At 73.6% G+C, this 25,456-nt stretch carries 26 protein-coding genes; 16 read left to right on the top strand and 10 right to left on the bottom strand.

Going from position 1 to position 25,456, the window contains the following annotated elements:
- Positions 1-23 precede the first annotated feature (23 nt).
- The gene (locus tag ABD665_RS12320) at positions 24-722 is read left to right on the top strand and encodes an EcsC family protein (protein WP_204910395.1); all 699 of its coding nucleotides are present in this window, start codon (positions 24-26) and stop codon (positions 720-722) included.
- Positions 723-730: 8 nt separating this feature from the next.
- A complete protein-coding gene (locus tag ABD665_RS12315; RefSeq protein ID WP_204910396.1) occupies positions 731-1,639 on the top strand; it encodes a phosphotransferase in 909 nt (302 codons plus the stop codon).
- 10 nt (positions 1,640-1,649) lie between these two features.
- On the opposite strand, the gene ABD665_RS12310 is transcribed toward ABD665_RS12315, so the two are convergent.
- The 7 genes from ABD665_RS12310 to ABD665_RS12280 form a co-directional block, all read right to left on the bottom strand.
- The gene (locus ABD665_RS12310; protein ID WP_204910397.1) at positions 1,650-2,084 is read right to left on the bottom strand and encodes a cupin domain-containing protein; all 435 of its coding nucleotides are present in this window, start codon (positions 2,082-2,084) and stop codon (positions 1,650-1,652) included.
- 3 nt (positions 2,085-2,087) lie between these two features.
- Entirely contained in the window at positions 2,088-2,648 is a 561-nt protein-coding gene (locus ABD665_RS12305; protein ID WP_204910398.1) for a hypothetical protein, read from the bottom strand.
- Between the two features lie 30 nt (positions 2,649-2,678).
- Positions 2,679-3,125 carry a 50S ribosomal protein L9 gene (gene rplI / locus ABD665_RS12300; protein WP_204910399.1) on the bottom strand — a complete coding sequence of 149 codons (447 nt, stop codon included), beginning with the start codon at positions 3,123-3,125 and terminating at the stop codon, positions 2,679-2,681.
- A gap of 17 nt (positions 3,126-3,142) precedes the next feature.
- Positions 3,143-3,391 (bottom strand): 30S ribosomal protein S18, encoded by a 249-nt coding sequence (gene rpsR / locus ABD665_RS12295; protein ID WP_204910400.1) that lies wholly within the window; start codon positions 3,389-3,391, stop codon positions 3,143-3,145.
- A 150-nt stretch (positions 3,392-3,541) separates the two neighbouring features.
- Positions 3,542-4,132, bottom strand: coding sequence for a single-stranded DNA-binding protein (locus ABD665_RS12290; RefSeq protein ID WP_204910401.1), 591 nt, complete (start codon positions 4,130-4,132; stop codon positions 3,542-3,544).
- A gap of 138 nt (positions 4,133-4,270) precedes the next feature.
- Positions 4,271-4,561, bottom strand: coding sequence for a 30S ribosomal protein S6 (gene rpsF / locus ABD665_RS12285; RefSeq protein WP_204910402.1), 291 nt, complete (start codon positions 4,559-4,561; stop codon positions 4,271-4,273).
- 187 nt (positions 4,562-4,748) lie between these two features.
- Positions 4,749-5,636 (bottom strand): GNAT family N-acetyltransferase, encoded by an 888-nt coding sequence (locus ABD665_RS12280; RefSeq protein ID WP_204910403.1) that lies wholly within the window; start codon positions 5,634-5,636, stop codon positions 4,749-4,751.
- A 154-nt stretch (positions 5,637-5,790) separates the two neighbouring features.
- On the opposite strand from ABD665_RS12280, the gene ABD665_RS12275 reads away from it, so the two are divergent.
- The 3 genes from ABD665_RS12275 (at position 5,791) to ABD665_RS12265 (ending at position 7,580) form a co-directional block, all read left to right on the top strand.
- A complete protein-coding gene (locus ABD665_RS12275; protein WP_204910404.1) occupies positions 5,791-6,045 on the top strand; it encodes a hypothetical protein in 255 nt (84 codons plus the stop codon).
- Positions 6,046-6,127: 82 nt separating this feature from the next.
- Entirely contained in the window at positions 6,128-6,739 is a 612-nt protein-coding gene (locus ABD665_RS12270; RefSeq protein ID WP_204910405.1) for a DUF805 domain-containing protein, read from the top strand.
- Between the two features lie 40 nt (positions 6,740-6,779).
- Complete coding sequence (locus tag ABD665_RS12265; RefSeq protein ID WP_204910406.1) at positions 6,780-7,580, top strand: deoxyribonuclease IV; 801 nt, start codon at positions 6,780-6,782, stop codon at positions 7,578-7,580.
- A 19-nt stretch (positions 7,581-7,599) separates the two neighbouring features.
- Here the strand turns inward: ABD665_RS12265 and ABD665_RS12260 are convergent, their stop codons facing one another.
- Complete coding sequence (locus ABD665_RS12260; RefSeq protein WP_204910407.1) at positions 7,600-9,087, bottom strand: protein kinase domain-containing protein; 1,488 nt, start codon at positions 9,085-9,087, stop codon at positions 7,600-7,602.
- A gap of 117 nt (positions 9,088-9,204) precedes the next feature.
- On the opposite strand from ABD665_RS12260, the gene pta reads away from it, so the two are divergent.
- The 6 genes from pta to ABD665_RS12230 all read left to right on the top strand — a co-directional run bounded on the left by pta (position 9,205) and on the right by ABD665_RS12230 (position 16,133).
- Complete coding sequence (gene pta, locus ABD665_RS12255; protein ID WP_204910408.1) at positions 9,205-11,283, top strand: phosphate acetyltransferase; 2,079 nt, start codon at positions 9,205-9,207, stop codon at positions 11,281-11,283.
- A complete protein-coding gene (locus ABD665_RS12250) occupies positions 11,283-12,458 on the top strand; it encodes an acetate/propionate family kinase (RefSeq protein ID WP_204910409.1) in 1,176 nt (391 codons plus the stop codon). Before pta ends, ABD665_RS12250 begins: the two co-directional genes overlap by 1 nt.
- A gap of 69 nt (positions 12,459-12,527) precedes the next feature.
- Positions 12,528-12,734, top strand: a complete 207-nt coding sequence (locus tag ABD665_RS12245) for a hypothetical protein (protein WP_204910410.1) — start codon at positions 12,528-12,530, stop codon at positions 12,732-12,734.
- A 44-nt stretch (positions 12,735-12,778) separates the two neighbouring features.
- Entirely contained in the window at positions 12,779-13,546 is a 768-nt protein-coding gene (locus ABD665_RS12240) for an SDR family NAD(P)-dependent oxidoreductase (RefSeq protein WP_204910411.1), read from the top strand.
- A gap of 111 nt (positions 13,547-13,657) precedes the next feature.
- The gene (locus ABD665_RS12235; RefSeq protein WP_204910412.1) at positions 13,658-14,365 is read left to right on the top strand and encodes a 1-acyl-sn-glycerol-3-phosphate acyltransferase; all 708 of its coding nucleotides are present in this window, start codon (positions 13,658-13,660) and stop codon (positions 14,363-14,365) included.
- 94 nt (positions 14,366-14,459) lie between these two features.
- On the top strand, positions 14,460-16,133 hold the full coding sequence (locus ABD665_RS12230; protein ID WP_204910413.1) for an FAD-linked oxidase C-terminal domain-containing protein: 1,674 nt from the start codon (positions 14,460-14,462) through the stop codon (positions 16,131-16,133).
- A gap of 135 nt (positions 16,134-16,268) precedes the next feature.
- Here the strand turns inward: ABD665_RS12230 and ABD665_RS12225 are convergent, their stop codons facing one another.
- On the bottom strand, positions 16,269-17,240 hold the full coding sequence (locus ABD665_RS12225) for a DUF389 domain-containing protein (protein WP_204913687.1): 972 nt from the start codon (positions 17,238-17,240) through the stop codon (positions 16,269-16,271).
- 91 nt (positions 17,241-17,331) lie between these two features.
- Between ABD665_RS12225 and ABD665_RS12220 the strand changes: the two genes are divergently transcribed.
- From ABD665_RS12220 to ABD665_RS12210, 3 genes are read left to right on the top strand one after another with little or no spacing between them, the layout of a single operon-like run.
- On the top strand, positions 17,332-18,303 hold the full coding sequence (locus ABD665_RS12220; protein WP_204910414.1) for an EamA family transporter: 972 nt from the start codon (positions 17,332-17,334) through the stop codon (positions 18,301-18,303).
- A 7-nt stretch (positions 18,304-18,310) separates the two neighbouring features.
- Entirely contained in the window at positions 18,311-19,120 is an 810-nt protein-coding gene (locus tag ABD665_RS12215; RefSeq protein WP_204910415.1) for an FAD binding domain-containing protein, read from the top strand.
- Positions 19,117-21,819, top strand: a complete 2,703-nt coding sequence (locus tag ABD665_RS12210; protein WP_204910416.1) for a molybdopterin cofactor-binding domain-containing protein — start codon at positions 19,117-19,119, stop codon at positions 21,817-21,819. Before ABD665_RS12215 ends, ABD665_RS12210 begins: the two co-directional genes overlap by 4 nt.
- Positions 21,820-21,869: 50 nt before the next feature.
- Here ABD665_RS12210 and ABD665_RS12205 read toward each other — a convergent pair whose 3' ends face one another.
- The gene (locus tag ABD665_RS12205) at positions 21,870-22,826 is read right to left on the bottom strand and encodes a type IV toxin-antitoxin system AbiEi family antitoxin domain-containing protein (protein WP_204910417.1); all 957 of its coding nucleotides are present in this window, start codon (positions 22,824-22,826) and stop codon (positions 21,870-21,872) included.
- Positions 22,827-22,995: 169 nt separating this feature from the next.
- Here ABD665_RS12205 and pucL point away from each other — a divergent pair, with 169 nt between their 5' ends.
- Together pucL and ABD665_RS12195 are read left to right on the top strand one after the other, a co-directional pair.
- A complete protein-coding gene (gene pucL, locus ABD665_RS12200) occupies positions 22,996-23,901 on the top strand; it encodes a factor-independent urate hydroxylase (RefSeq protein ID WP_204910418.1) in 906 nt (301 codons plus the stop codon).
- Positions 23,898-25,358 (top strand): amidohydrolase family protein, encoded by a 1,461-nt coding sequence (locus ABD665_RS12195; RefSeq protein WP_204910419.1) that lies wholly within the window; start codon positions 23,898-23,900, stop codon positions 25,356-25,358. The genes pucL and ABD665_RS12195 overlap by 4 nt, the downstream gene beginning before the upstream one ends.
- The last annotated feature ends 98 nt before the right edge of the window (positions 25,359-25,456 follow it).

Genomic DNA, 25,456 nt, shown 5'->3' with positions numbered 1-25,456 from the left:
CGGCGTCGAGAGGCGGGTCCCGCATGCCCAGTGCACAAGACGTCGGCCGCGCCATCGCGCGGGGTATCGGCCCGGTCGCGCGCAGCGTGAACCCGGCGGCCGCGGGCGGTGCGCTGCGTCGGGTCCTCGAGGTCGCCATCGACGGCTACGCCCGGGTGCCCGGCGCCCGGACCGTCGCCGCCAAGCACCTGCAGAAGCACGGCGGCTCGGTCGAGGACGCCATCGACTCGATCGTCGCCCACCACGTCCGGCTCGCCTCGGCCCAGGGCTTCGTCACCAACATCGGCGGGGTCGCCGCCCTCCCGGTCGCCATCCCCGTGAACCTGGCCGGGATCGCCGTCGTCCAGGTGCGGATGGTCGCCGCGCTCGCGCACCTGCGCGGCTACGACGTCGGCGACCTGCGCGTCCGCACCGCCCTCGTCATGTGCCTGCTCGGCGACGAGGAGGTCGCCAAGCGGATCCGCGACGGCTCGCTGCCCACCTCCCCGATGGCCATCGCGACCGCGCCCGTCTTCGACGCCGCCCTCGACCGCCAGGTCGCCGACGCGGTGCTCGCCGACCTGATGAGCCGGATCGGCGGCAAGAACCTGGCCCTCGTCGTCACCCGGCGGGTGCCCCTGCTCGGCGGCGGCGTCGGTGCCGTGGTCGACGGCCTGGCCACGCGGCAGATCGGCGCGTACGCGAAGGCCGAGCTGCTGCGCCGGCGCGCGATCGCGCACTGACCCGGGGCGTGACCCCGAGCGAGGTGCTGCCCGGACGGGTGCGGCGCTGGTGCGCGGACGTGCTCGGCCAGGAGGTCGTCGGTGCGCACCGGATCTCCGGGGGCATCACCGACGCCATCTGGCGGATCACGGTCCCCTCGGGTGCGGCGATCCTGCGCTGGCTCGACCCTGACCACCCGTACGCCGCCGACGCCGGCCAGTGGGTCGCACGGGAGGCCCTCGGCTGCCGGCTGACCGCCGGTTCCGACGTCCCCAGCCCGCTCCTGCTGGCCACGGACCCGGACGGGGCGGCCACGGGCGGCTGGGCCAACCTGACCACGCTGCTGCCGGGCCGGGTCCGCCTCGACCGGCTCGGGCCGGCGGCGACCGAGGCGCTCGCCGACGTGGCGGTCGCCGTGCACGCGGTCGAGGTCGCCGCGGACGACCGGCCCCCGCTCTTCTCCCCCTGGACGCCGGCAGTCCTCGAAGTGCCGACCTGGACGCGCCGCCCCGCGCTCTGGGCGGAGGCGATCCGTCGCTGCCTCGGGCCCCGGCCCGCGACGCCGCTCCACCTGGTCCACCGGGACTTCCACCCCGGGAACACGCTGTGGCAGGGCGACGTCGTCACCGGGCTGATCGACTGGGCCGAGACGTCGTGGGGTCCCTCCGACCTCGACGTGGCCCACGCCTGCTCGAACTTCGCGATGCTGCACTCCGTCGACGACGCGCTCGCCTTCGCCGCCGCGTACGAGCGTCGCGGCGGCCGGCTCGACCCGGACCCGGCGGCCCGGCGCTGGTGGACGTGCCTGGACGTCCTCGGCTTCCTGCCCGACCCCGGCCCGGTGGTGGTGGCGCTCACGCGCCAGCGGCCCGACCTCGACGCGGAGGGCGTCCGGCTGCGGCTGGAGGACCTGCTCGCGCACGCGCTGGAGAGCTGAGCGGGAGGGTTCAGTCGGCGAGGGTCCAGTCGGCGAAGTCGAAGCCGGGCGAGACGACGCAGCTCACGAGCACGTCGTCCGTCGCCGCACCGGCCGCCTGCCAGGTGCCGGCGGGGACGAGCACCTGCGGCTGCTGACCGGCCTCGACGTCGGTGCCCAGGACGACGACGGTCTCCTGGCCGGGAGCCGGCCCGGAGCCGCCGAGCCGGAGCTCGAGGGGCGCGCCCCGGTGGTGCAGCCACAGCTCGGCGGAACGCACTTGGTGCCAGCGGGACCGTTCGTCGGCGCAGAGCAGGTAGAGGATCGCGGTCGCGGTGGGGCGGACGACGTCAGGATCGGCACCGGGCGGCACCACCGGCACGTCGCTGGTCCACGTCCGGCGGAACCAGCCGCCCTCGGGGTGCGGCTGCAGGTCGAGCTGTTCGGCGAGCGGCGGACGGGTCACGGCTCAGCCGTTCCAGTCGGGCTTGCTCCAGTACCAGGTGCTGTCCAGCCGGCTCTTGGCCAGGCGGGCGCCCACGATGAGGATCAGGCCGGCGAGCAGGGAGAAGACCCAGGCGATGCCCAGGTGGGCCGCGACGCCTCCGCCGACGATGAGCTGGTAGGCGATGATCACGACCGGTGCGCTGATGCTCAGGCACCACCCGCCGAGGAGGGCGAGACGCCTCACCCAGCGGCCCACGTCGGGGACCGCGAGCACCCAGCAGAAGGCCACGCCGAAGAGCAGGCCGACGTGCTGGAAGGAGAGGCCGAAGTAGGCCAGGTTGAGTCCGGCGGCCAGGGAGTCGACGTCGGTCACCTGCCCGAAGGCCGGACCGCCCGCCTGGGCCGCGAGGAAGAAGGCGCTCGCCGGGAACAGCGAGCGCCCGAACTCCGTCGCGACCGCCACCCCGATGTGCGGGGTGAAGACGCTTGCGGCCATGAGGAGAACCAGCAGGACGACCCACGGCACGCGCCGGGTGGTCCCCCGACGACGTGCCTCGACCTCCTGGGCGGAGGGCGTGATCACGCTGGCTTCCTCATGGCCGTCGGCGTCAGGTCAGGCCGCGTTCACCGTGAGCTTGACGTGCGCGGTGACCGCGTCGTGCAGCTTGACACCCACGGTGTGGGTGCCGACGGCCTTGATCGGCTTCTCGATCCGCACCGAGCGACGGTCGACGGACGGTCCCCCGGACTTCTTGATCGCCGCGGCGACCTCGGCCGCGGTGACGGAGCCGAAGAGCTGGCCGTTCTCACCGGCCCGCTCGGTCAGCGAGACCTCGAGGCCCTCGATCTGGCCGCGCACCTCGTTGGCGTGGTCGAGACCACGGATCTCGCGGGCGTCACGGCTGCGCTTGATGCCGTCGATCTGCTTCTCGCCGCCACGGGTCCACCGGATGGCGAAGCCGCGCGGGACGAGGTAGTTGCGGCCGTAGCCGTCCTTGACCTCGACGACGTCGCCGGCCAGGCCGAGGTTGTCCACGGCGGCAGTCAGGATGAGCTTCATCTGCGTTGCCCTCCTTCTCAGCGAGCCGTCGAGGCGTACGGCAGCAGCGCGACCTCGCGGGCGTTCTTGATGGCGATGGCGACCTTGCGCTGGTCCTGGACGGACAGCCCGGTCACGCGGCGGGCGCGGATCTTTCCACGCTCGGAGATGAACTTCCGCAGGGTCGCGGTGTCCTTGTAGTCGATGACCTGCCCCTTGCGGAGCGGGTTCGACTTCTTCTTGATCGGCTTCTCGCGCTTGCTGGAGCGATCCCGGTCATTGGCCATTGTGGTGCTCTCCTTCCGAGCCCGGCTGCGGTTCTCCCCGCGAGCCGGAATGGTCCGTGTGTTGCTGGTTCATGCCTGTCGACCGGTCGTCGTGCACCGGTCGAAGGCGTCGTGGTCCGCCTGAGCAGCGGTCCGTCCGGGCAGGACCCGTCAGAACGGGGGCTCGTCGTTCTGCGGCGTCGCCCACGGGTCGTCGCCGCCGCCGGACTGGCCGCCGGACGACTGCCCGCCGCGCGAGCCGCCGCCGCCGCCCGAGCCACCACCGGTGGCCCACGGGTCGCCGCCGAACGAGCCGCCACCCTGGTTGCCGCCACCGCCGCCGCCGGAGGGACGACCGCCGCCGCCACCGCCGCCGCCGTTGCCCCCGCCGCCTCCGCTGGAGGTGCGGGTGACCTTGGCGGTCGCGTAGCGCAGCGCCGGGCCGATCTCGTCGACGTCGACCTCGAAGACCGTGCGCTTCTCGCCCTCGCGGGTCTCGTAGCTGCGGGACTTCAGGCGACCGGAGACGATGACGCGCATCCCCTTCTGCAGGGACTCGGCCACGTTCTCCGCGGCCTGGCGCCACACGGCGCAGCTCAGGAACATGGCGTCGCCGTCACGCCACTCGTTGGTCTGCCGGTCGAACGTGCGCGGGGTGGACGCGACGGTGAAGTTCGCGACCGCTGCCCCCGAGGGGGTGAAGCGCAGCTCGGGGTCGGCCGTCAGGTTGCCGATGAGCGTGATGGGTGTTTCGCCTGCCATGGGTGCTCCGTGTGTCTCGTGGACCGTCGTCTGCGGGTCTGCTCAGGTCACAGTGCCAGCCGAGGCTGACAGCCGTCCCGGTCGCGCGGTGGATCTGTGGACAACCCACTCGCGCGAGGACGGCCTGTGGACCGACGATCAGTGCGCGTCGGTGCGGATGACCTTCGTGCGCATGATCGACTCGTTGAGCGTGAACTGACGGTCCAGCTCCTTGACGTCGTCCGGCTGGGCGGACAGCGTCAGCACGACGTAGATGCCTTCGGTCTTCTTCCGGATCTCGTACGCCAGACGGCGACGACCCCAGACCTCCAGGCTGTTCACCGTGCCGTTGGCCTTGGTGATGACGGTCAGGTGCTGCTCGAGCGTCGGCTGGACCTGACGCTCGTCGGTGTCGGGGTCGAAGATGACCATGACCTCGTAAGGGCGCATCGCGAACTCCACCTCCTCTGGTCTCTGCGGCCACGGGACGTCCCCGTGGCAGGAGGGCGATTGCTTGGCCCGGGCCCCATCGAGGGGTCGGGCCGCGGCACCGCGCAGGACGCGGCACCAGCCGACCAAGATACCCGCCGCGCCCGGTCCGCGGCTAATCGCGCGGGGACGGCCGCGCCGGTCGGGCTCAGAGGGTCAGGCTGCACTCGACGAGGGTGTGGCGCACGAGCATGCCGAAGCGCTCGTAGAGGCCCAGCGCACCCGTGTCCTCGTTGGTGTAGAGGGCGAGCCCGGGGACCCCGCGCCCCCGGGCGGCGAGGGTCGTGCGGGCCAGCAGCTCCCGGGCCAGGCCGTGGCGGCGGTGGTCGTCGGCCACCGCGAGCTGGGGCACCCACGCCTCCGCCTCCGGCCCCGCGTCCGGGGGCGGGTCGACGACGAGGCAGGCACCCACGACGACGTCGTCCCGGGTCGCCACGTGGCAGTGCTCCGGCGTGACGTCCGGCCGGTCGACGGTCCCCGCGCGCCAGTCCTCGTACGAGCGCCGGTGCCCGTAGACCGAGAAGGCGTCGTCGACCACGCCGTGCACGGCGGGCACGTCGTCCGCCCGCATCGGCCGCACGACGTAGCCGGGCGTCTCGCGGGCCTCGACCGGAGCCCCGGTCGGGAGCCGCAGCAGCCAGCCGGTGCGCCGGACCACCCAGCCCCGCGCCTCCAGGCGGGCGCGTCCCTCCTCGTCGGCCGCGGGGAGGTCCCGGTGGACGGTGTCGAGGCCGCGGTCGCGGGCCGCCGTCTCCCAGCGTCCGAGGAGCGCGTCCTCCAGGCCGGCCCCGGCCCAGTCGTCGCGCACCGCCACCTCGATCCCGCCGCGCGTGCCCAGGGTCCCGAAGGCGACGAGCTCCCCGTCCTCCTCCCAGCCCTCGCTGTCCGTGGCGAGGTCGAAGGCGGGCGCGGACCACTCGGCCCGCACGTCCGCCGCACCCAGCGTCGGCTCCGAGAACCACCGCCGGTCGTACGCGTGGAGGAGCTCCACGACGGCGGGCAGGTCGTCCTCGGCGAGGGGCCGGGCCGTGATCATCCGTGACCTCCTCAGGCGGCCCGGGAGCGAGTTCCCGGACGCAGATCAAGATTGCATCACGATGCATCGGCCCTGTTGATAACGGCTGCGGCGACCCCCGCAGCCGTTACGCTCGCTGCCCTCAGTCGACCTCCCACAGACCAGGAGCACCACCATGGCCTACTACCAGGCCGCCCCGCCGCCCGCCGCTGCCGACCCGAACCGCACCCTGACGATCGTCGGGTTCGTGCTCGCGTTCCTGTGCAGCCTGGCCGGGTTGATCATCAGCATCATCGCCTACAACAAGTCGAAGGCCGTCGGCTACAAGAACAACCTGGCGCTGGCCGGGATCATCATCGCCGCGGTGCTGATGGTGCTGAGCTTCGTCCTGAACGCCACCGGCGCGTTCAACGGGATGTACGGCCGCTGACCGACCGGCCGGTGGCGGGGCCCGCCCGGAGCAGCAGCTCCGCGGCCCCGCCCCCGGCCACGCACCTCCGAGAGGCCCGCACGTGAGCACCACCGACGCCGGCCGCCCGCCGCTGGGCCGGCCCGTCTACGACATCACCTTCGCCGACGCCGTCCGTCGCGGCTTCCGTGAGTACGTCGCCTTCGACGGCCGGGCCGGCCGGGCCGAGTTCTGGTACTGGTACCTGTTCGTCGTCGGAGTGCTCCTGGTCCTGGTCCTGCCGACCAGCGCGATCGCCGCGGCCACCGCCACGCCCGACGGAGGCCCCGGCCCGCTCTTCGCCGTCGGCCTCTCGCTCGCGGGCCTCTTCTACCTGGCCGTGCTCCTCCCGACCCTCGCCGTGGCCTGCCGCCGGCTGCACGACGCCGGCTTCAGCGGCCTCTTCCTCCTGCTCGGCCTGGTCACCGGGCTCATCCCGCTGATCATGTGCATGCTGCCCACCTCCCCGGGCGCCGTCCGCTACGGCCCGCCCGGCCAGGACGTGCCGCCCGGTCCCTACGGCCTGCCGTACGCACCCCAGGGCTACGGGCAGCAGCCCTACCCGCCGCAGGCCTACGGCCAGCAGCCGTACGCCCAGCAGCAGCCCTACCCCCAGCAGCAGCCCTACCCGCCGCAGCCGTACGGGCCGCCGCCGGGCGAGCCCGGGCGCGACTGAACGCAGCAGACCGTCAGCGGGCGGCGCTAGCCTTCGCGGCATGACGGACCTGCTGGCAGGAGGGCACGGCGACCAGGTCGACCCGGTCGCGGAGGCCCGGGCGCGCGACGCGGGCCTGGCCCAGTTCTTCCTCGGCGACCCGCAGGGGTGGAAGGGGCCGCAGGTCGCGTACGAGGGCGGGGCCGCGGCGCTCAAGGCCGCGGCGTCCGAGGCGGGCGTGGCCCTCTACGTCCACGCGCCGTACGTGCTCAACGTGGCGACCACGAACAACCGGATCCGGATCCCGAGCCGCAAGTTCCTCCAGCAGCACCTCGACGCCGCGGCCGAGATCGGCGCCGCGGGGCTCGTCGTGCACGGCGGCCACGTGCTCAAGGCCGACGACCCCGCGCAGGGGTTCGACAACTGGCGCAAGTGCGTCGAGCGGCTGGACCTCGCCGTGCCGCTGCTCATCGAGAACACCGCCGGCGGCGACAACGCCATGGCCCGCCACCTCGACCGGCTCGGTCAGCTCTGGGACGCCGTCGGCGACGGCGGCGGGGCGGGCGTCGGCTTCTGCCTCGACACCTGCCACGCCCACGCCGCCGGAGAGGACCTCGACGGCCTGGTCGACCGCGTCCGGGCGATCACGGGCCGCATCGACCTGGTGCACGCGAACGACTCGCGCGACGCCGCGGGCTCCGGTGCCGACCGGCACACCAACCTGGGCGAGGGGCAGGTCGACCCGGACGCGCTCGTGGGCGTCGTCCGCGAGGCCGGCGCACCCGTGGTCGTGGAGACGCCCGGCGGCGAGGACGGCCAGAGCGCCGACATCGCCTGGCTCCGGGAGCGCCTGGCCGTCTGAGTCGGCAGCCCCTCGCGGGTCAGCCGGGCGAGCGGAGCGTCAGGGGCGCGTCGCGCTCCCCGCGGCCGAAGACGCAGCGGAAGTAGGCCTCGTCCTCCTCCGCGCTCTGCGCCGGGATGGTGAAGATCTCCCAGTCGCCGCGCCGCTCGTCGGCGGGCAGCATCGCGTTGACGAGGCGGCGGGTGCAGATGGCCTTGGCGGCCGGGTCGGCGTCGAGCTGCGACTGCCGGATCACCGGCGCGGTCAGCGGGCCGGCCGCGAAGGTCTGGTAGACGTGCGTCTCGTCGCACCTGGCGGGTGTCGCCACGATCAGCCCGTCGAAGGCCGACGGGACGCCGCCCCAGCACTGCGGCGTGCTCGGGCCGCACTGCGCCGGCTGCCCGACGGTGGCGCTGCAGTCCGTGAACCCGGTCAGCAGGGTGGGCGTCGGGCTCGGGGTGGCGCTCGTGGCCACGGCGGACGGCTCCGGGGCCGGCGCGGCGACGCCGCGGTCACGGCCGCCGACGGCGACCACGACCACCGCCACGAGCGCGAGCAGGGCCACGGCGGCGGCGAGCAGCGGCCACCAGCGGCGGGGCGCCGACGACCCCGTGGACGCGGCGGTCGGAACGGGCTCCGGCGGCGCGGTGGTCGCGGACGCCAGCGGCTCGTCCAGCTGCGGCAGGAGCGCGGCGACGGGTGCCCCGAGCGGGAGCGCCTGCAGCGCGTCACGGAACGCGGCGGCCGAGGGGCGCTGCGCGGGGTCGTCGTCGAGCGCCTCGATCAGGACGTCCATCAGGCCCGGGTCGACGTCGGGCAGCCGCTCGACCGGGTCGTCGAGGTGCGCCATGACGACCTGCGCGGCGGTCATGTCGGGGTCGGCCTCGCCCGGGTCCACGGCCCGCGGGGCGTGGCCGCAGAGCAGGGCGTAGAGCGTGGCGGCGAGCGAGTAGACGTCGCCGCTGGCGGTCGGCGTGTGCGGCGCGAAGGCCTCCGGGGGCGCGTACGCGGGGGTCAGCGCCTCGAGCCGCTCCTCGAGGTCCATGCCGTCGGTCATCACGGCGAGCCCGAAGTCGGCCAGGCCGGCGTGCCCGTAGGCGTCGATCAGCACGTTCGCCGGCTTGACGTCACGGTGCAGCACCCCCTGGGCGTGCGCCGCGTCGAGGGCGTCGGCGATCCGCACGCCGAGGTCGCGGACCCACTCCTGGCTGGGGCGGTTGCCCGCCTCGAGGCGCCGCGTCAACGAACCCCCGGTGCACAGCTCCATCACGAGGTAGGGCCGGTCGTCGTCGAGCAGGCCCGCGTAGTGGACGGTCACGATCCCGGGGTGGCTGGACATCCGGCCGGCGGCGCCGGACTCCCGCAGGAAGCGGTCGCGCTCCTCGGGGTTGTCGAGCTTGCGGGTGATGATCTTGACCGCGACGAGGCGGTTCAGCGACTCCTGCCGGGCCTCCCAGACCACGGCGAAGCCCCCGCGGGCCAGCGGGCGCCAGTCCGTGAGTCCCTCGAGGCGCGGTGTGTTCACCACCCGGACAGGTTAGGGGCGCACACCCGTCACCGTCTGTGGCCAGGGGACAAACGCAGCGGAAACTGAGGCTGGATATCCGTTCTCGCCCCGGCGGGGCGGGCCCCGTAGCCTCCCGGTGTGAGCCGCAGCGTCTACGTCGCGTCGTCCGAAGGGCTGACGGGCAAGTCGGCCGTGGCGCTCGGCCTGCTGGACGCCCTCGTCCGCGAGGTCGGCTCGGTGGGGGTGTTCCGGCCCCTCACGACGGTCGGCGCCCACCCGGAGGCGGGCGAGCGCGACCTCATCGTGGAGCTGCTCGTCTCCCAGCCCGGGGTCGGGCAGACCTACGACGAGGCCATCGGGGTCACGTACGACCTCGCCCGCGAGAACCCCGACGAGGCCCTCCACGAGATCGTCGAGCGCTTCGGGCAGGTGGCGGACCGCTTCGAGGTCGTCCTCGTCCTCGGCTCGGACTACACCGACGTGTCGACCGGCACCGAGCTCTCCTTCAACGCGAAGGTCGCCGCCAACCTCGGCTCACCTGTCGTGCTCGTCGTCCACGGCCGCGACCGGACGCCGGCGCAGGTGCAGGCGGCCGCCGAGAGCGCGCTCACCGAGCTCCGGGCCAACCACGCGGCCACCGTCGCGATCGTCGCCAACCGGGTCGAGCCGGACGACCTCGACGCCGTGCGCGACGCCCTCTCCCGCACGGCCGACGTGCTCTGCGCCGCGATCCCCGAGAGCGCCCTGCTGTCCGCCCCGACCTTCGGCGCGCTGGTCGAGGCCGCCGACGGGCACCTGGTCCTCGGCAGCGAGGCGTGGACCGGGCGGGACGCGCTCGGCATCATCGTCGCCGCCATGAGCCTGCCCAACGTGCTCGACCGGCTCCGCCCCGACGTCGCCGTCATCGCCCCGAGCGACCGGACGGACCTCATCCCGGGCCTCATGCTCGCCCACCAGTCGGGCACGTTCCCGACCCTGGCCGGGATCCTCCTGACCGGCGGCTACGAGCTCCCGGAGACGATCCGACGGCTCACCGACGGTGTCCGGTCCGACCTGCCCATCGCGCTCACCGACCTGGGCACGTTCACCACCGCGGAGCGCCTGCTCAAGGTGCGCGGGCCGATGAGCAAGGACTCGCCGAACAAGATCGAGACCGCGCGGCGGCTGTTCTCGGAGCAGGTCGACCAGGCGGCGCTGCTGGCGGCGATAGACGTCTCGGCCTCCGAGGTGCGGACCCCGCTGATGTTCGAGCACCAGCTGATGGAGCGGGCCCGGACCGACCGCAAGCACATCGTGCTGCCCGAGGCCGACGACGACCGGATCCTCACCGCCGCCGACGTCCTGCTGCGCCGGGGCGTCGCCGACCTGACCCTGCTCGGCGACGAGAACAGCGTCCGCGTCCGCGCCTCCGCGCTCGGCCTCGACCTGGACGCCGCGAAGGTCCTGTCCCCCACCGACCCGGAGCTCGTCGAACGGTTCGCCGCCGCGTACGCGGAGGCCCGGGCCCACAAGGGCGTGACGCTCGAGCGGGCCCGTGAGGTGGTCACCGACGTCTCCTACTTCGGCACGATGATGGTGCACCTCGGCCTCGCCGACGGGATGGTCTCCGGCGCGGTCCACACGACCGCCCACACGATCCGCCCGGCCCTCGAGTTCGTGAAGACGAAGCCGGGCGTCAGCACCGTCTCGAGCGTGTTCCTCATGTGCCTGGCCGACCGCGTCCTCGTCTACGGCGACTGCGCCGTCATCCCGGAGCCGACCACCGAGCAGCTGGCCGACATCGCCATCTCCTCGGCCGCGACCGCGCGGCAGTTCGGCATCGACCCGCGGGTGGCGATGCTCTCCTACTCCACCGGCAGCTCGGGCTCCGGCGCCGACGTCGAGAAGGTGCGGGCGGCCACCGCGCTGGTCGCCGAGCGCGACCCGGACCTGGCGCTCGAGGGACCGATCCAGTACGACGCCGCGATCGACCCGGACGTCGCACGGACCAAGCTGCCCGGTTCCGCCGTCGCCGGCCACGCCACCGTCTTCGTGTTCCCCGACCTCAACACGGGCAACAACACGTACAAGGCGGTGCAGCGCAGCGCGCACGCGGTCGCCATCGGCCCCGTCCTGCAGGGCCTGAACCGACCCGTCAACGACCTGTCGCGCGGAGCGCTCGTGGAGGACATCGTGAACACCGTGGCGATCACCGCCGTTCAGGCGCAGGACAGCTGATGACCGACGCGCGCGACGCCGTGCTCGTGCTGAACGCCGGGTCCTCCTCGCTCAAGTACCAGGTGGTGGTGCCCGGGACGGCCGAGGTGCTCGCCAAGGGCCTCGTCGAGCGGATCGGCGAGGACGGCGGCCCGGACGGGGCCGGGGTCCCCGACCACGGCGCCGCGATGAGCGTGGTCACCGACCAGCTCGCCGACGCCGGGCTCGACCTCGGGCGCACGGGCCTGCGGGCGGTCGGGCACCGGGTCGTCCACGGGGGTCCGGACTTCTCCGACCCGGTGCTGGTCGACGACGCGGTGGTGGCCGACATCCGCGACCTCGTGCCGCTCGCGCCCCTGCACAACCCGGGCGCGCTGGCCGGCATCGAGGCGGCGCGGGCCGCGTTCGACATCCCCCAGGTCGCGGTCTTCGACACCGCCTTCTTCACCTCGCTGCCGCCGGCCGCGTCGACGTACGCGCTCCCGGAGGACATTCGGACGCAGCACCGGGTGCGCCGCTACGGCTTCCACGGCACCTCGCACCGCTACGTCTCCCGGGCCGCCGCCGACCTCCTCGGCCGGCCGCTGGAGTCGTTCCAGCAGGTCGTGCTGCACCTCGGCAACGGCTGCTCGGCCTCGGCGATCGCCGGCGGGGTCGCCGCGGACACCTCGATGGGCCTCACGCCGCTGGAGGGCCTGGTCATGGGCACCCGCTCCGGCGACGTGGACCCCGCGGTCTTCACCTTCCTGCACGAGCAGGTCGGGATGTCCGTCGCCGAGATCGACACCATGCTGAACAAGCGGTCCGGGCTCAAGGGCCTGGCCGGCGTGAACGACTTCCGCGAGGTGCTGGCGCGCGCCGACGCCGGCGACGGGGACGCCCGGCTCGCCTTCGACGTCTACGTGCACCGGCTGCGCCACTACGTCGGCGCCTACACGGCGGTCCTCGGCGGCCTCGACGTCCTGGTGTTCACGGCCGGGGTGGGCGAGAACGCGCCGCGGCTCCGGGCGGCCGTCGTCGAGACGCTCGGCCGGCTGGGGCTGTCCGTCGACCCGGAGCGCAACGAGGCCCCGTCCCACGAGGCCCGCGTGGTCTCGCCGGACGGCTCGCCGGTCACCGTCCTGGTCGTGCCGACCAACGAGGAGCTCGAGATCGCCCGCCAGACGGCGACCCTGCTCGACACCCGGCACGACTGACGCGCTCCGGCTCCGTCGCCGCATCGGCTAGCGTGAGCAGCAGCCCGACCGACAGCTAGGAGACGTTTCGTGCGCAAGGTGATCTTGACCCTCGGCCTGGTGGTCGGCATCATCGCGCTCGGCGTCGGCATCGTCGGGCTCGTGATGACCCCGTACGACCACCTCACGCCCTACCCGTACGCGTTCGTCAGCTACGGGGCCGTGGCCATGATGGGCACCCTGGTGCTGCTCGTCATCACGTTCGCGCACGGCACGCGCGCGGGCGACGTCGACTGAACCCGCTGCCCGGTCCACGCGACCGGGCTCCGTAGGATCGCGGGATGCCTACGGCCCTCGTGACCGGCGGGACGTCCGGGATCGGCGCCGCCTTCGCCCGCCAGCTCGCCGCCCGGGGCGACGACCTCGTGCTCGTCGCCCGTGACGTGGCCCGGCTCGAGCAGTCGGCGGCCGAGCTCCGCGAGACGTACGGCGTCCGGGTCGAGGTCCTGCCGGCCGACCTGGGTGACCGCGACCAGGTGCTCGCCGTCGCCGCCCGCCTGACCGACGCCTCCCGCCCGGTGGACCTGCTCGTGAACAACGCGGGCTTCGGCGTCCACCACCGCCTCACCGACCCCGACACGACGCCCCACGAGCACGCCGTCGACGTGATGGTCGTGGCCGTGCTGATCCTGGGCGGCGCGGCCGGCCGCGCGATGCGCGAGCGGGGCCACGGCGCGATCGTGAACGTCGCGTCGACCGCCGGCTACATGGCCATGGGCTCCTACTCGGCGATCAAGGCGTGGGCGATGACCTACTCCGAGTCCCTGGCCAACGAGCTGACGGGCACCGGCGTGACCGTCACCGCGCTCGCCCCCGGCTGGGTGCGCACCGAGTTCCACGAGCGGGCCGCGATCCGGACCTCGTCGATCCCGTCGGCCCTGTGGCTCGACGCCGACCGGCTGGTGGCGGAGTGCCTGGCCGACGTCGCGCGCGGCAAGGTCGTCTCGATCCCGTCTAAGCGCTACCGCGTGCTGATGGCCGCCGTCCGCCTGGCGCCGCGCTCCGCCGTCCGGGCCGCCTCCCGCAAGCTCTCCTCCAGCCGGCACTGACGGCGCAGATCACACGCCCGGGCGGCAACCGGGCGGGTCGTGGTGACGAACCCTCCGTGTCGCCCCGTCGTGAACGGGGTGTGAACGCACGAGTCCGATAGGGTGATCGACGTGTCCAGCCGCAGCCGCTACACCTCGCCGGTCATGGCCGGGGCCAGGTTCGTAGCCCAGCGTGGGGTCCTGAAGCCCTTCATCTGGCACAAGGCCGACGTGACCGTGCTCAACGCCGACCGCCTCGACGACATGCACGGGCCGTACGTGGCCGTGTCCAACCACTCGAGCCATCTCGACGCGCCGCTCATCATCGGGGCGCTGCCGGGCAAGCTCGGGCGCTACGTCGCCGCGGGTGCGGCCGCCGACTACTTCTTCGACGTCTGGTGGCGCAAGGGCCTCACGGCGCTGTTCTTCAACGCCTTCCCCGTCGACCGCTCGGGCCTGCGGGGCCGGCGCGGCCTGGCGACCAGCCTGCTCGACGACGGCGTCCCCCTGCTGCTGTTCCCCGAGGGCACCCGCTCGCGGACCGGCGAGATGGCCAACTTCAAGCCCGGCGCCGCCGCGCTCTGCATCAGCCGCGACGTCCCGTGCCTGCCGATCGCGCTCTACGGCGCGAACGAGGCGATGCCGTACGGGAAGACGTGGCCGGGCAAGGGCAAACCGCCGATCTACGTGAACTTCGGCGAGCCGATGCGTCCCGACGACGGCGAGTCCGTCGCGGGGTTCTCGGAGCGGATCGCCAAGGAGGTCCGCGGGCTCTACGACGAGGCGCAGGACCACGCCGCGCGCATCGGCGTCGAGCCGCGCCGCCTCCCCCGCGACTGACGACCGTCCCGCGGAGGCCGGACCTGTCGGCACGAGCCGTTACTCTCGACCGGGACCCTTTCCCGGGTCGATGGTGAACGAGGAGGCAGGCGGCATGCCGGCGGTCAAGCACATGAAGTGGTGGGGCTGGGGCGTCGAGGGCGTCTCCTTCCACTGGGAGGACAAGCCCGCCTTCCCGGCCTTCGTCAGCCGGGCCGTCGGGATCGACATCACCCAGCCTCCGGTCGCCCCGATGTCCATCGAGGAGCTGCACGTCCCCGCTCCCCGGATCGGCGACGACGTGCGCGGCCGCCTGACCGACGCGGTGGGCGCCGCGAACGTCACCTACGACGACCTCGACCGGGTCGTCCACACCTACGGCAAGAGCCTGCGCGACCTCCTCCGGCTGCGCGCCGCCGACCTCCCCCGCGTCCCCGACGCCGTCGTCTACCCCGGCAGCGAGGCCGACGTCCGCGCCCTGGTCGACCTGTCCGGCGAGGCCGACCTGGTGCTGATCCCCTTCGGCGGCGGCAGCAACATCTCCGGCAGCCTGCACCCGCTCGCCGAGGAGCAGCGCACCGTCCTGTCCGTCGACCTGGGCCGCATGGACCAGGTGCTCGACGTCGACGAGGACTCGGGCCTCGCCCGCGTCCAGGCCGGCGTGCTCGGTCCGGACCTCGAGGAGCAGCTCGGCCGGCGCGGCTGGACGATGGGCCACTTCCCCGACAGCTTCACCCACAGCACCCTCGGCGGCTGGGTCGCGACCCGCTCCTCGGGCATGCAGTCCGACAAGTACGGCGACATCGCCCGGATCGCCCGCGGCATGCGCGTGGTGCAGCCCGAGGGCACGCTCGTCGTCCGCGCGGTGCCCAGCACCTCGACCGGGCCGAGCACCCGCGAGATGGTCCTCGGCTCCGAGGGGCGCCTCGGCGTGATCACCGAGGTCACCGTCCAGGTGCACCGCATCCCCGAGAACCGGCTGATGCTCGCCTACCTCTTCCCGAGCTTCGAGGCGGGCCTGGCGGCCATGCAGGAGATCTCGACGAGCGACGCACACCCGTCGGTCACCCGCGTCAGCGACCAGTTCGAGACCCAGATGTCGCTCGCGACCCGCAAGGCGTCCAAGGGCTTCTCCGTCTCCTCGACGGTCGGCACCCAGCTGTTCAAGCACCTGGAGCGCCGCGGCTGGGACCTCGACCAGTCCTGCCTGAGCTTCATCGGCTTCGAGGGCGGGCGCGCCCACGTGGCGCACGAGAAGGGCATCGTCAACGCCATCATCAAGGCGCACGGCGGCGTCGGGCTGGGCAAGGGCCCGGCCGTGCTCTACGACCAGAAGAAGTTCGACACCCCGTACATCCGCGACTTCCTGCTTGACCGGGGCGGCGCGGCCGACGTGTCCGAGACGGCCGCGCCGTGGTCGCAGCTGTTCCCGCTCTACAACGCCGTGGTGGAGAACGTCCGCAAGGTCTACGCCGACCTCGGCGTGACCGGCTGGATCATGTGCCACCTCTCGCACTCCGAGCACTCGGGCGCCTGCCTGTACTTCACGTTCGCCTTCGCCCACGACGGCGTCGACCCGATCGCGCAGTACGACCGGGTCAAGGAGGCGCTGCAGGGGACGTTCATCGAGGCCGGCGGGACGCTGTCGCACCACCACGCCGTCGGGACCGAGCACAGCCGCTGGCTGGGCGACGACATCTCCGTGCCAGGCGTGGCGATGGTGCAGGGCGTCATCGACACCGTCGACCCGAGCCACCGCCTCAACCCGGGCAAGATCACCTCGCTCTAGCTGTTCAGGTCGCGTGGGGGGTCGTTCCCCCACGCGAGCTTCGCGAGCGCCAGCGAGAGAAGGTCACCGGGGGGCTTGGGGGGTCGTCCCCCCAGACGGCACAGCCCGACCTCCGCGAGCGCCAGCGAGAGAAGGTCACCGGGGGGTGTGGGGGGTCGACCCCCCAGACGACAGAGCCCGGCGCCGCCGGACCACCAGGTGCCAGGCCAGACGCTGCACGACGAGGGTCGCGACGCCGGCCAGGACCATCCCGGCCAGGTTGATGCCGAGCTGGGCGGCCGAGCCCGACAGCTGGTCGGTCGCGCCGAGGGCGAGGGAGAGGGCGAAGTCGCCCGCGGCCGGCACCGTGGTGACGGAGATGAAGACGCCGACGAGCGCGTTCGTCCGCCCGCCCGTCTGCGAGAGCACGCCGGCGCACCCGGCGAGGACGGCGACGACCGCCGACCAGAGGTCCGGGCGCCAGATGAAGCCGGTCAGGGGCCGCGGGCCCGTCACGTCCCCCAGCTCGACCCAGCCGGCGGCCCGGGCGAGCAGCGCCAGCACCAGGGTGAGGGCGATCGCCACGACGAAGCCCTGGACCAGCAGCCGGGCCGACGCGACGACCAGGCGCCGCCGGAGGGCGACGAGCCCGACCGCGAGCGCGGCCACCGCGGCGAACTCGGGGCCGACCACCATGGCGCCGACCACGAGGATCGAGGAGTCGGTGACGACCGCCACCGCCGCGATCGTGACGGCGAGGGTGAGGAACGCGTAGAAGGACCAGGACCCGCGCACCTCGCCGTACGCGTTGTCGACGACCGCGTCCCACACGATCGCGTCGTCGGGCGCGCCCGGGGCGGCCCGCTCGACCTCGCGGGCGTTCACCGACGGGGACGCCGAGATGTCGCTGACCGTCACCGAACCGTCCTCGAACAGCCCCTCCCGCCGGAGCCAGCCGAGGAGGTCCGACGCGGCTTCCCGGGTCACGTCGCAGGTGACGAGGTCCCCGGCCGGGCGCAGCGCCGCGCCAGGCAGCCGGACGACGTCGGTCACGCGGGCGTCGTCCAGGAGCGTGCTCACCACCGCGTCCGCCTTCGGCGCCGGCACGACGAGGCGCAGGTGGAGCATCACGGAGCCATCATGGGTGCTCCGCGCGTGGTCCTCGTCCGCCGGCCGGTAATCCGCCCGCGCCCTGCACCCTGGCCGCGACGATGGTGGGGTGCCGCTCCGGGATCGTCTGCTCGCGCTGCTCGTGGCCGTCTGCTGGGGCGTGAACTTCCCGGCGACGGCCCTCGGGCTGCAGCACTTCCCGCCGCTGTTCATGGTGGCCGTCCGCTTCACGCTGCTGGCGATCCCGACGATCCTCTTCGTGCCGCGGCCGAAGGTCGCGCTGCGCTGGTTCCTGGGGCTGGGCATCGGGACGGGCACCGTCCAGTTCGCGCTGCTCTACGTCGCGATGGCGGCGGGGCTCCCGAGCGGCCTCGCGTCGCTGGTGCTGCAGGCCTGCGTCCCCTTCACCGTGGTCCTCGGCGCGGTCTTCCTCCGCGAGCGGCTGAACGGCCGTCAGGTCGTCGGCGTCCTCGTCGCCGTGGCCGGGCTGTCCGTGATCGCCGTGCACCGGGCGGCGGAGGGGTCGGCCGCCGCCCTGGTCCCCGTCCTCCTCTGCGTCGCCGCCGGCTTCGGGTGGGCCGTCGGCAACATCTGCAGCCGGCAGGCCCGCGCGCCGAAGCCGCTGCACCTGACCCTGTGGATGTCGGTCGTCCCGCCGCTCCCCCTGCTGGCGCTGTCCCTGCTGCTCGAGGGGCCGCGCCGGGACTGGGACTCGCTGCGCACGGCCTTCACCCTGGAGGCCCTGCCCGCCGTCCTCGGGCTGCTCTACGTCGTCCTGGTCGCGAGCCTGCTCGGCTACGGCCTGTGGAACACGCTGCTCGCCCGCAACCCGTCGAGCGTCGTCGCCCCGTTCGCCATGCTCGTGCCCGTCGCCGGCGTGCTGAGCGCCTGGCTGTTCTTCGACGAGGTCCCCGACCTGGTGGAGCTCGTCGCGGGCGTGCTCGTGGTCGGCGGGGTGCTCTACGGGTCGCGGACCGGTCGCCCGAGGCCGCCGACCGCGCCCGTCACGTCGCTGGGCGCGCCGGAGCCCGTCGTCGCCACGGAGCGTTCTTTACCTGGGCGAAACGGCGCGCGCCTTTAATGGGCTGATGGACCAGGACACGGTGGGCGCCGTGGTGCCGGTCCGCTCGCGCGCCGACCTGGCCGCGCTCGGGCCGGGCGTGGCGGTGCTGGCGGGCGGTTCGATCCTGTTCGCGGAACAGCACCGCCACCTGACCACGCTGCTGGACCTCACCACGCTGGGCTGGACCCCGGTGACCGTCGACGCGGGCGGGCTCGGCCTCGCCGCCACCTGCCCCATGGTCGAGATCGCCGCCCTCTCCGCCGCGTACGCCGACGTCTGGGCCGCGGCGCCGCTGTTCCGGCAGACGTGCACCGCGCTGTTCGGGTCCTTCAAGGTCTGGAACGTGGCGACCATCGGCGGCAACCTCTGCACCGCCCTGCCCGCCGGGCCCATGACGAGCCTGGCCGCGGGGCTCGACGCCGACGTGCTGCTCTGGGGGCCGGACGGCACGGACCGCCGGCTGCCCGCCGCGTCCTTCGTCACCGGCGACACCACGAACGCCCTGCGACCGGGCGAGGTGCTGCGGTCCGTGGAGTTCGCCCCCGAGGCGCTGGCGAGCCGGACCGCGTACCGCAAGATCGCCCTGTCTCCCATCGGGCGGTCGGGCGTCGTCCTCGTCGGTCGCCGGCCGCCGACGGGCGGGTTCGTGCTGACGATCACGGCCGGGACGGTCCGCCCGGTGCAGCTGCGCTACCCCGAGCCGCCATCGGCACGGACGCTGCGGGCGGACGTCGAGGCCGTGGACGCGTGGTTCAGCGACGCGCACGGCGCCGCCGACTGGCGCCGGGCCATGGCCGTCGTCCTCGGGCTCGAGATCCTGGAGGAGCTGGCATGACCTCGGTCAACGGACGGCCTGTCGACGCGACGCCCCGTCCCGGCCAGTGCCTGCGGACGTTCCTGCGCGACCTGGAGCACTTCGAGGTCAAGAAGGGCTGCGACTCCGGCGACTGCGGTGCGTGCTCCGTGCTCGTGGACGGCACGCCCGTGCACTCCTGCATCTACCCCGCCGTCCGGGCCGTCGGGCACGACGTCACGACGGTCTCCGGGCTCGGGACCTGCGACCGGCTGAGCCCGGTGCAGCAGGCGTTCGTGGACCGGGCCGCCTTCCAGTGCGGCTTCTGCACCGCCGGGATGGTGGTCACGGCGTCGGCCCTGGACGAGGCCGAGGCCGTCCAGCAGGACGACCTGCCGCGGCTGATGAAGGGCAACCTCTGCCGCTGCACCGGCTACCGCGCGATCCGCGAGGCCATCACCTCCGGGCCGCTGGCGCGTGAGACCGACGGCGACGGCGTGGGCCAGCCGGTCGCCGCCCCCGCCGGACGGCGGATCGTGACCGGGCGGGAGCCGTACACGCTCGACGTCGCGGTGCCCGGCCTGCTGCACCTCAAGGTGCTCGGCAGCCCGCACGCCCACGCGGTCGTGGAGCGGGTCGACGCCACCGCCGCCCGCGCGGTCCCGGGCGTGGTCGCCGTGCTGACCGCCGACGACGTGCCGGACGTCGCGTTCTCCACCGCGCGGCACGCGAACCGGCTGGACGACCCGGACGACACCCGGGTGCTCGACCGGGTGGTGCGGTTCCGGGGGCAGCGTGTGGCGGTGGTCGTGGCCGAGAGCGTCGGCGCGGCCGAGGCCGGCTGCCGGGCGCTCGAGGTCACCTACACCCCCCTGCCCGCGAACCACGACCCCGAGCACGCCCGCGACCCCGGCGCCCCGTTGCTGCACGGCGACCTCGACCCGGTCGAGAGCCGCGTGGCGAACCCGGCGCGGAACGTCGCCGCCGAGCTGCACGGCGAGCACGGTGACGTCGAGGCCGGGCTCCGCGAGGCCGACGCGGTCGTCCGCGGACGCTGGCGGACCCAGCGCGTGGCGCACGTGTCCCTCGAGACGCACGCGACCGTCGGTTGGCTCGACGCCGACGCCCGGCTGGTGCTGCGGACGAGCACGCAGGTGCCGTTCCTCGTCCGTGACGAGATCGCGCGGCTCTTCTCCCTCGAGCGCGACCGGGTGCGGGTCTTCACCGCCCGGGTCGGCGGCGGCTTCGGCGGCAAGCAGGAGATCCTCACCGAGGACCTCGTGGCCCTGGCCGTGCTGGCCACCGGGCGGCCCGTCGCGTACGAGATGACGCGGACCGACGAGCTCACGGTCGTGCCCTGCCGGCACCCGTTCCGCGTCGACGTGACGCTCGGCGCCACCCGTGAGGGCCGGCTCACCGCGCTCGCGATCGACGTCCTGTCCGACACGGGCGCGTACGGGAACCACGCGGGCGGGGTCATGTTCCACGGGTGCTCGGAGTCCGTCGCCGTCTACTCGGTCCCGAACAAGCGCGTCGACGCCGCGGCCGTCTACACCAACAACCTGCCGTCGGGCGCGTTCCGGGGCTACGGGCTCGGGCAGGTGATCTTCGCGCTCGAGTCCGCGATGGACGAGCTGGCCGGCGAGCTCGGGATCGACCCGTTCACCTTCCGGCGGCTGAACATGATCTCCCCGGACGAACCCCTCGTCGTCACGCACGTGGAGGGCGACGACCTGCGGTTCGGGTCGTACGGGCTCGACCAGTGCCTCGACCTCGTCGAGGCGGCGCTGGCCCGGGGGAACGGCGTCGAGCCGCCCGCCGGACCCACCTGGAAGGTCGGCCAGGGCGTCGGCATGGCCATGATCGCGACCATCCCGCCGCGCGGGCACGAGGCGGTGGCGCACCTGGCTGTCGACGGCGACGGGGCGTACACGCTGCGGGTCGGGACGGCGGAGTTCGGCAACGGGACCACGACGGTGCACACCCAGCTCGTCGCCAGCGCGCTCGGGACGTCCGCGGGGCAGGTCACGGTGCGGCAGAGCGACACGGACGTGACCGAGCACGACACCGGCGCGTTCGGCTCGACGGGGACCGTGGTCGCGGGGCGTGCGGTGCACGAGGCGGCGACCGCGCTGCTCGGGCTGCTGCGCCGGGCCGCGGTGACGCGTGGCGGCGGGCGCGCGGAGGACTGGCTTCCCGAGTCGTCGGGCCTGCGTCGCGGGCGCACGCTGCTGCGGTTCGCGGAGCTGGTCGGCCCGGACGGGGAGCTGTCCGCCGAGGGCCGGTGCGACGGCGCGGTCCGCTCGCTCGCCTTCAACGTCCAGGGGTTCCGGGTCGCCGTCGACACCGCGACGGGTGCGGTCGAGATCCTGCAGTCGGTGCAGGCCGCCGACGCCGGCTTCGTCATGAACCCCCAGCAGTGCCGCGGCCAGGTCGAGGGCGGGGTCGTGCAAGCGCTCGGGACCGCCCTGTTCGAGGAGCTGGTCCTCGAGGACGGCCTGGTCACCACCTCGGTCCTGCGGAACTACCACGTCCCCCAGATGGCCGACGTCCCCGACACCGAGGTCCTCTTCGCCGACACCGCGGACGCGCTCGGCCCCCACGGCGCGAAGTCGATGAGCGAGTCGCCGTACAACCCCGTCGCCCCCGCCCTCGCGAACGCCGTCACCGACGCCATCGGCGTCCGCCCGCACGAGCTCCCCATGTCCCGCGACCGCCTCTGGCGCCTCCTGCACGGCTGACCCTGCAACGTGGCACCTTGTGCACCGAGTTCGGTGCACAAGTCGACTCGTTATCCGGCCGAGCGAGCGCAGCGTCGGCAGCGACTCGGGAACCCGCTCCAGCCGCACCGGATCAGCAGGTCCGCGACCTCGCTCGCCATCGCACAGGGGTGCGCGAGCACGTCCGCGTGACCGTAACGGAGTGTCATCCGGCCGAGCAGGACATGCGTGTTGTCGCGCCGCATGTCCCGGAACCGCCCCTTGCCCTGGTGACCGAGCTTCCCGTCCAGCTCGACGAGGAGCGCGTACGGGTCGTACTTCACGTCGGTGAGGTAGGTCGAGCCGACGGGCCGTCGGTTCCGCTCGCCGGACGGGAGCCCGTGGGCGCGTTCGACGTCGTTGAGGTAGGCGATCTCGATCGGCGACTCGGCGCCGACGGCGACGTCCTCGACCAGGCTGGCGATGAGGCGACGGTGCCGCACCCGGTCCCGGGCGTCCAGGCGACGCCGGAGCCGCACGGGCGTCGTGAGCCTCCGCTGCACGGCGGCGGCGACCCAGCCCACGACGTCCTCCCGGTCCGACCGGTCGCACAGGTCGAGCACCGTGTCCTCCACGCTCGACCTCGGGGGAGATCCTCGGCCAGGTCCGGACCGCACGCCGGGGCGCTCGCGCACGAACTCCCACCGCCCGTCGTCCCGTCGCGCCCGGCGTCCCGCGGGCAGCAGCACCGTCACGGTCTCGGGCACCTCGTCGCCGAGGCCCAGCAGACGAGCCGCGGCGAGGCCGCCGACGCGCGAACCCTCCCCGCCGACGAGACAGCCCGCCCACGCGAGCCCGTCGAACGTCGGGGCGGCCGTGCCGATGCCGTAGATGCCCCGCACGACGGTGCTGAGCTGCCCGTCACCGAGACAGCGGGCGATGACGTGCCGGGTCATGCCGGCCGACTCGGCCTGAGCGGTCGAGACGACGCCGTCCTGGAACGTGGCCAGTCGGAGGAGCGCCGGAGGTAGCGGTTGCCGTGCGTGCACGCCGGGAGTGTGGTGACGCGGAGGCCGATCGTGCCGGTCGTCCCCGCTGCCTGTGGACAGGTCCGGGACCGCGTCACCTTGTGCACCGAACTCGGTGCACAACCTGCCCCACAACCGGGGCGCCGGCTGTCGTCGCGTCGTCGTAACGCGCGGGTCCTAGCATCCGAGCATGGCGATCATCCTGGGCTCGCACCGGTACGGCAAGGCGGAGAACCGGGTCGTCCGGATCTACCGGGACACCGCCCGCCACGAGATCCGTGACGTGAACGTCTCCAGCGCGCTCAAGGGCGACTTCGCGCCCGCGCACCTCGAGGGCGACCAACGGAACGTCCTCCCGACCGACACCCAGAAGAACATGGCGTACGCGTACGCGAAGGTCGTCGGGCTGAACACGATCGAGGACTACGGCCTGGCGCTGGCGCGGCACTACGTCGACGACGTCCCGCCCGTCGAGGGCGCCCGGATCGAGATCGAGGACTACCCCTGGGAGCGCGTGCAGGTCGACGGCGAGGGCCACGACCACACGTTCGTCCGCAAGGGCCAGGAGACGCGGCTCTGCTCGGTCACCGTCGAGGGCATCGGCGACGCGCAGCAGACCTGGGTCACCGGCGGGTTCAAGGACCTGGTCATCCTCAAGTCGACCGGCTCGGAGTTCGCGGACTTCTACGTCGACGAGTTCACGACCCTCGCCCCCACCCACGACCGCGTGATGGCGACGTCGCTGGTCGCGCGGTGGCGCTTCACGGGCACCGACGTCGACTGGGACGCCACCTACGCCGGGATCAAGGCGCTGATGGTCAGCCGCTTCGCCACGCTGCACTCGCTGGCGCTGCAGCAGACCCTCTTCGAGATGGGCCGCGCGGTTCTCGAGGCGTACGACGTCGTCGCCGAGGTCCGCCTGTCCGCCCCCAACAAGCACCACTTCCTCTACGACCTCGAGCGCTTCGGCATCGAGAACCACGGCGAGGTCTTCCACGCCGACGACCGCCCCTACGGGCTGATCCAGGCGCAGGTGACGCGCGACGACGCCCCCGACGCCGGCCCGGCGTGGGACGCCTACACCGGTCTCGTGTGACCGCGCGGGTCCTGCGGGGCCACCTGTTCCACGTCGCCGGGGACGCGCGGCTCGCCGACGCCGTGGCCTCGCTGGTCTCGCTGCGGGACGGGGCGCTCGTCATCGACGAGGCCGGCCGGATCGCCTGGACCGGCTCGTACGCCGAGCTGCCCCCCGCGTACGCCGGGCTCGCGGTCACCCGCGCCGACTTCCTGCTGCCCGGCTTCGTCGACACCCACCTGCACTACCCGCAGGTCCACGCGACGGCGGCGTACGGCGGCGGCCGGCTGCTCGACTGGCTCGACCGGTGCATCTTCCCGACCGAGGCGCGGCTGGCCGACGAGGAGCTCGCGGTCCGGGCCGCGGAGGACTTCGTCGCCCGCCGGGTCGCCGTCGGGACGACGACCGCCCTCGTCTTCGGGTCCGCGTTCCCGGCGGCGCAGGACGCGCTGTTCCGGGCGCACGCCGCGGCCGGGCTGCGGCTGGTCAGCGGCCGCGGGATCCAGACCGTCGGTCCCGCCTCCGCGAACCCCCTGATCACCGCCGAGGCGGACGCCCTCGGCCTGGTCGTCGACGAGATCGAGCGCTGGCACGGCCGTGAGGCGGACCTCACGCCGGCGGCCGACCCGAGCAGGGCGCTGCTCCAGGTCGCGGTCGTCCCGCGCTTCGCCCTGTCCGTGACCCGGGAGACCCTGGCCGGCCTCGGCGAGCTCTACCGCGACGCGCGCGGGTCGGGCGTCTACGTCCACACCCACCTGAGCGAGAACAGCAGCCCCCAGGGCGGCGAGGTCGAGGCCGTCCGCGCGATGTACGAGGTGGAGAGCTACCTCGACACCTACGACGGGCGCTTCCACCCCGGCTCGCGCGTGGGCGGGGAGAGCCTGCTGGGCCGCCGGAGCGTCTTCGCCCACGCCGTGCACTGCACCGACGCCGAGCTCGCCCGGCTGGCGGAGACGCAGAGCTCGATCGCGCACTGCCCGACCTCGCAGCAGTTCCTCGGCTCCGGGACCATGCCGTGGCGGCGGACGACCGCCGCCGGGGTCACCGTCGCGGCCGGGTCCGACGTGGGCGCCGGCGACCGCTGGCTGATCCCCGGCGTGCTGAACGACGCCTACAAGGTGCACCTCTCGGAACCCGGCGCGGACGCCGTCGCCCTGCACCCCGCCGAGCTGCTCCACACCGGGACGCTGGCGGGCGCCCAGGCCCTCGACCTGGACGACCGCATCGGCAACTTCGACGTGGGCAAGGACGCCGACGTGGTGCTGATCGACGTCGCGGGAGCGCCCGCGCTGGCCCGTCGGCTGGAGGCCGGGTCCTGGCCGGAGGACCCCGCGGAGGCCGACGTCGCCCTGCTCTTCACCCTCCTCATGGAGCTGGCTGAGAAAGCAATCACATCTGTTGTGGTGAAGGGCCACGAAGTCGAGTCGCGTCCGCTAGATTTGTCTGCGGGAGTTCTCTCCATCGGACGCCCGGGATAGGTCGTGATGCGTCCGGCCTGCGTCGTGTTCCCCGCGCGGGTAGGCCCATCCCCTGCGCATCCCCTATCCCGGGTTACCGATGGCGTCGTCGGGTGGTC

The organism is Microlunatus spumicola, from assembly GCF_039536445.1.
GTDB classification, from domain to species: domain Bacteria; phylum Actinomycetota; class Actinomycetes; order Propionibacteriales; family Propionibacteriaceae; genus Microlunatus; species Microlunatus spumicola.
Note: the sequence above shows the minus strand (reverse complement) of the source record. Positions and strands in the feature narration are given on the sequence as shown.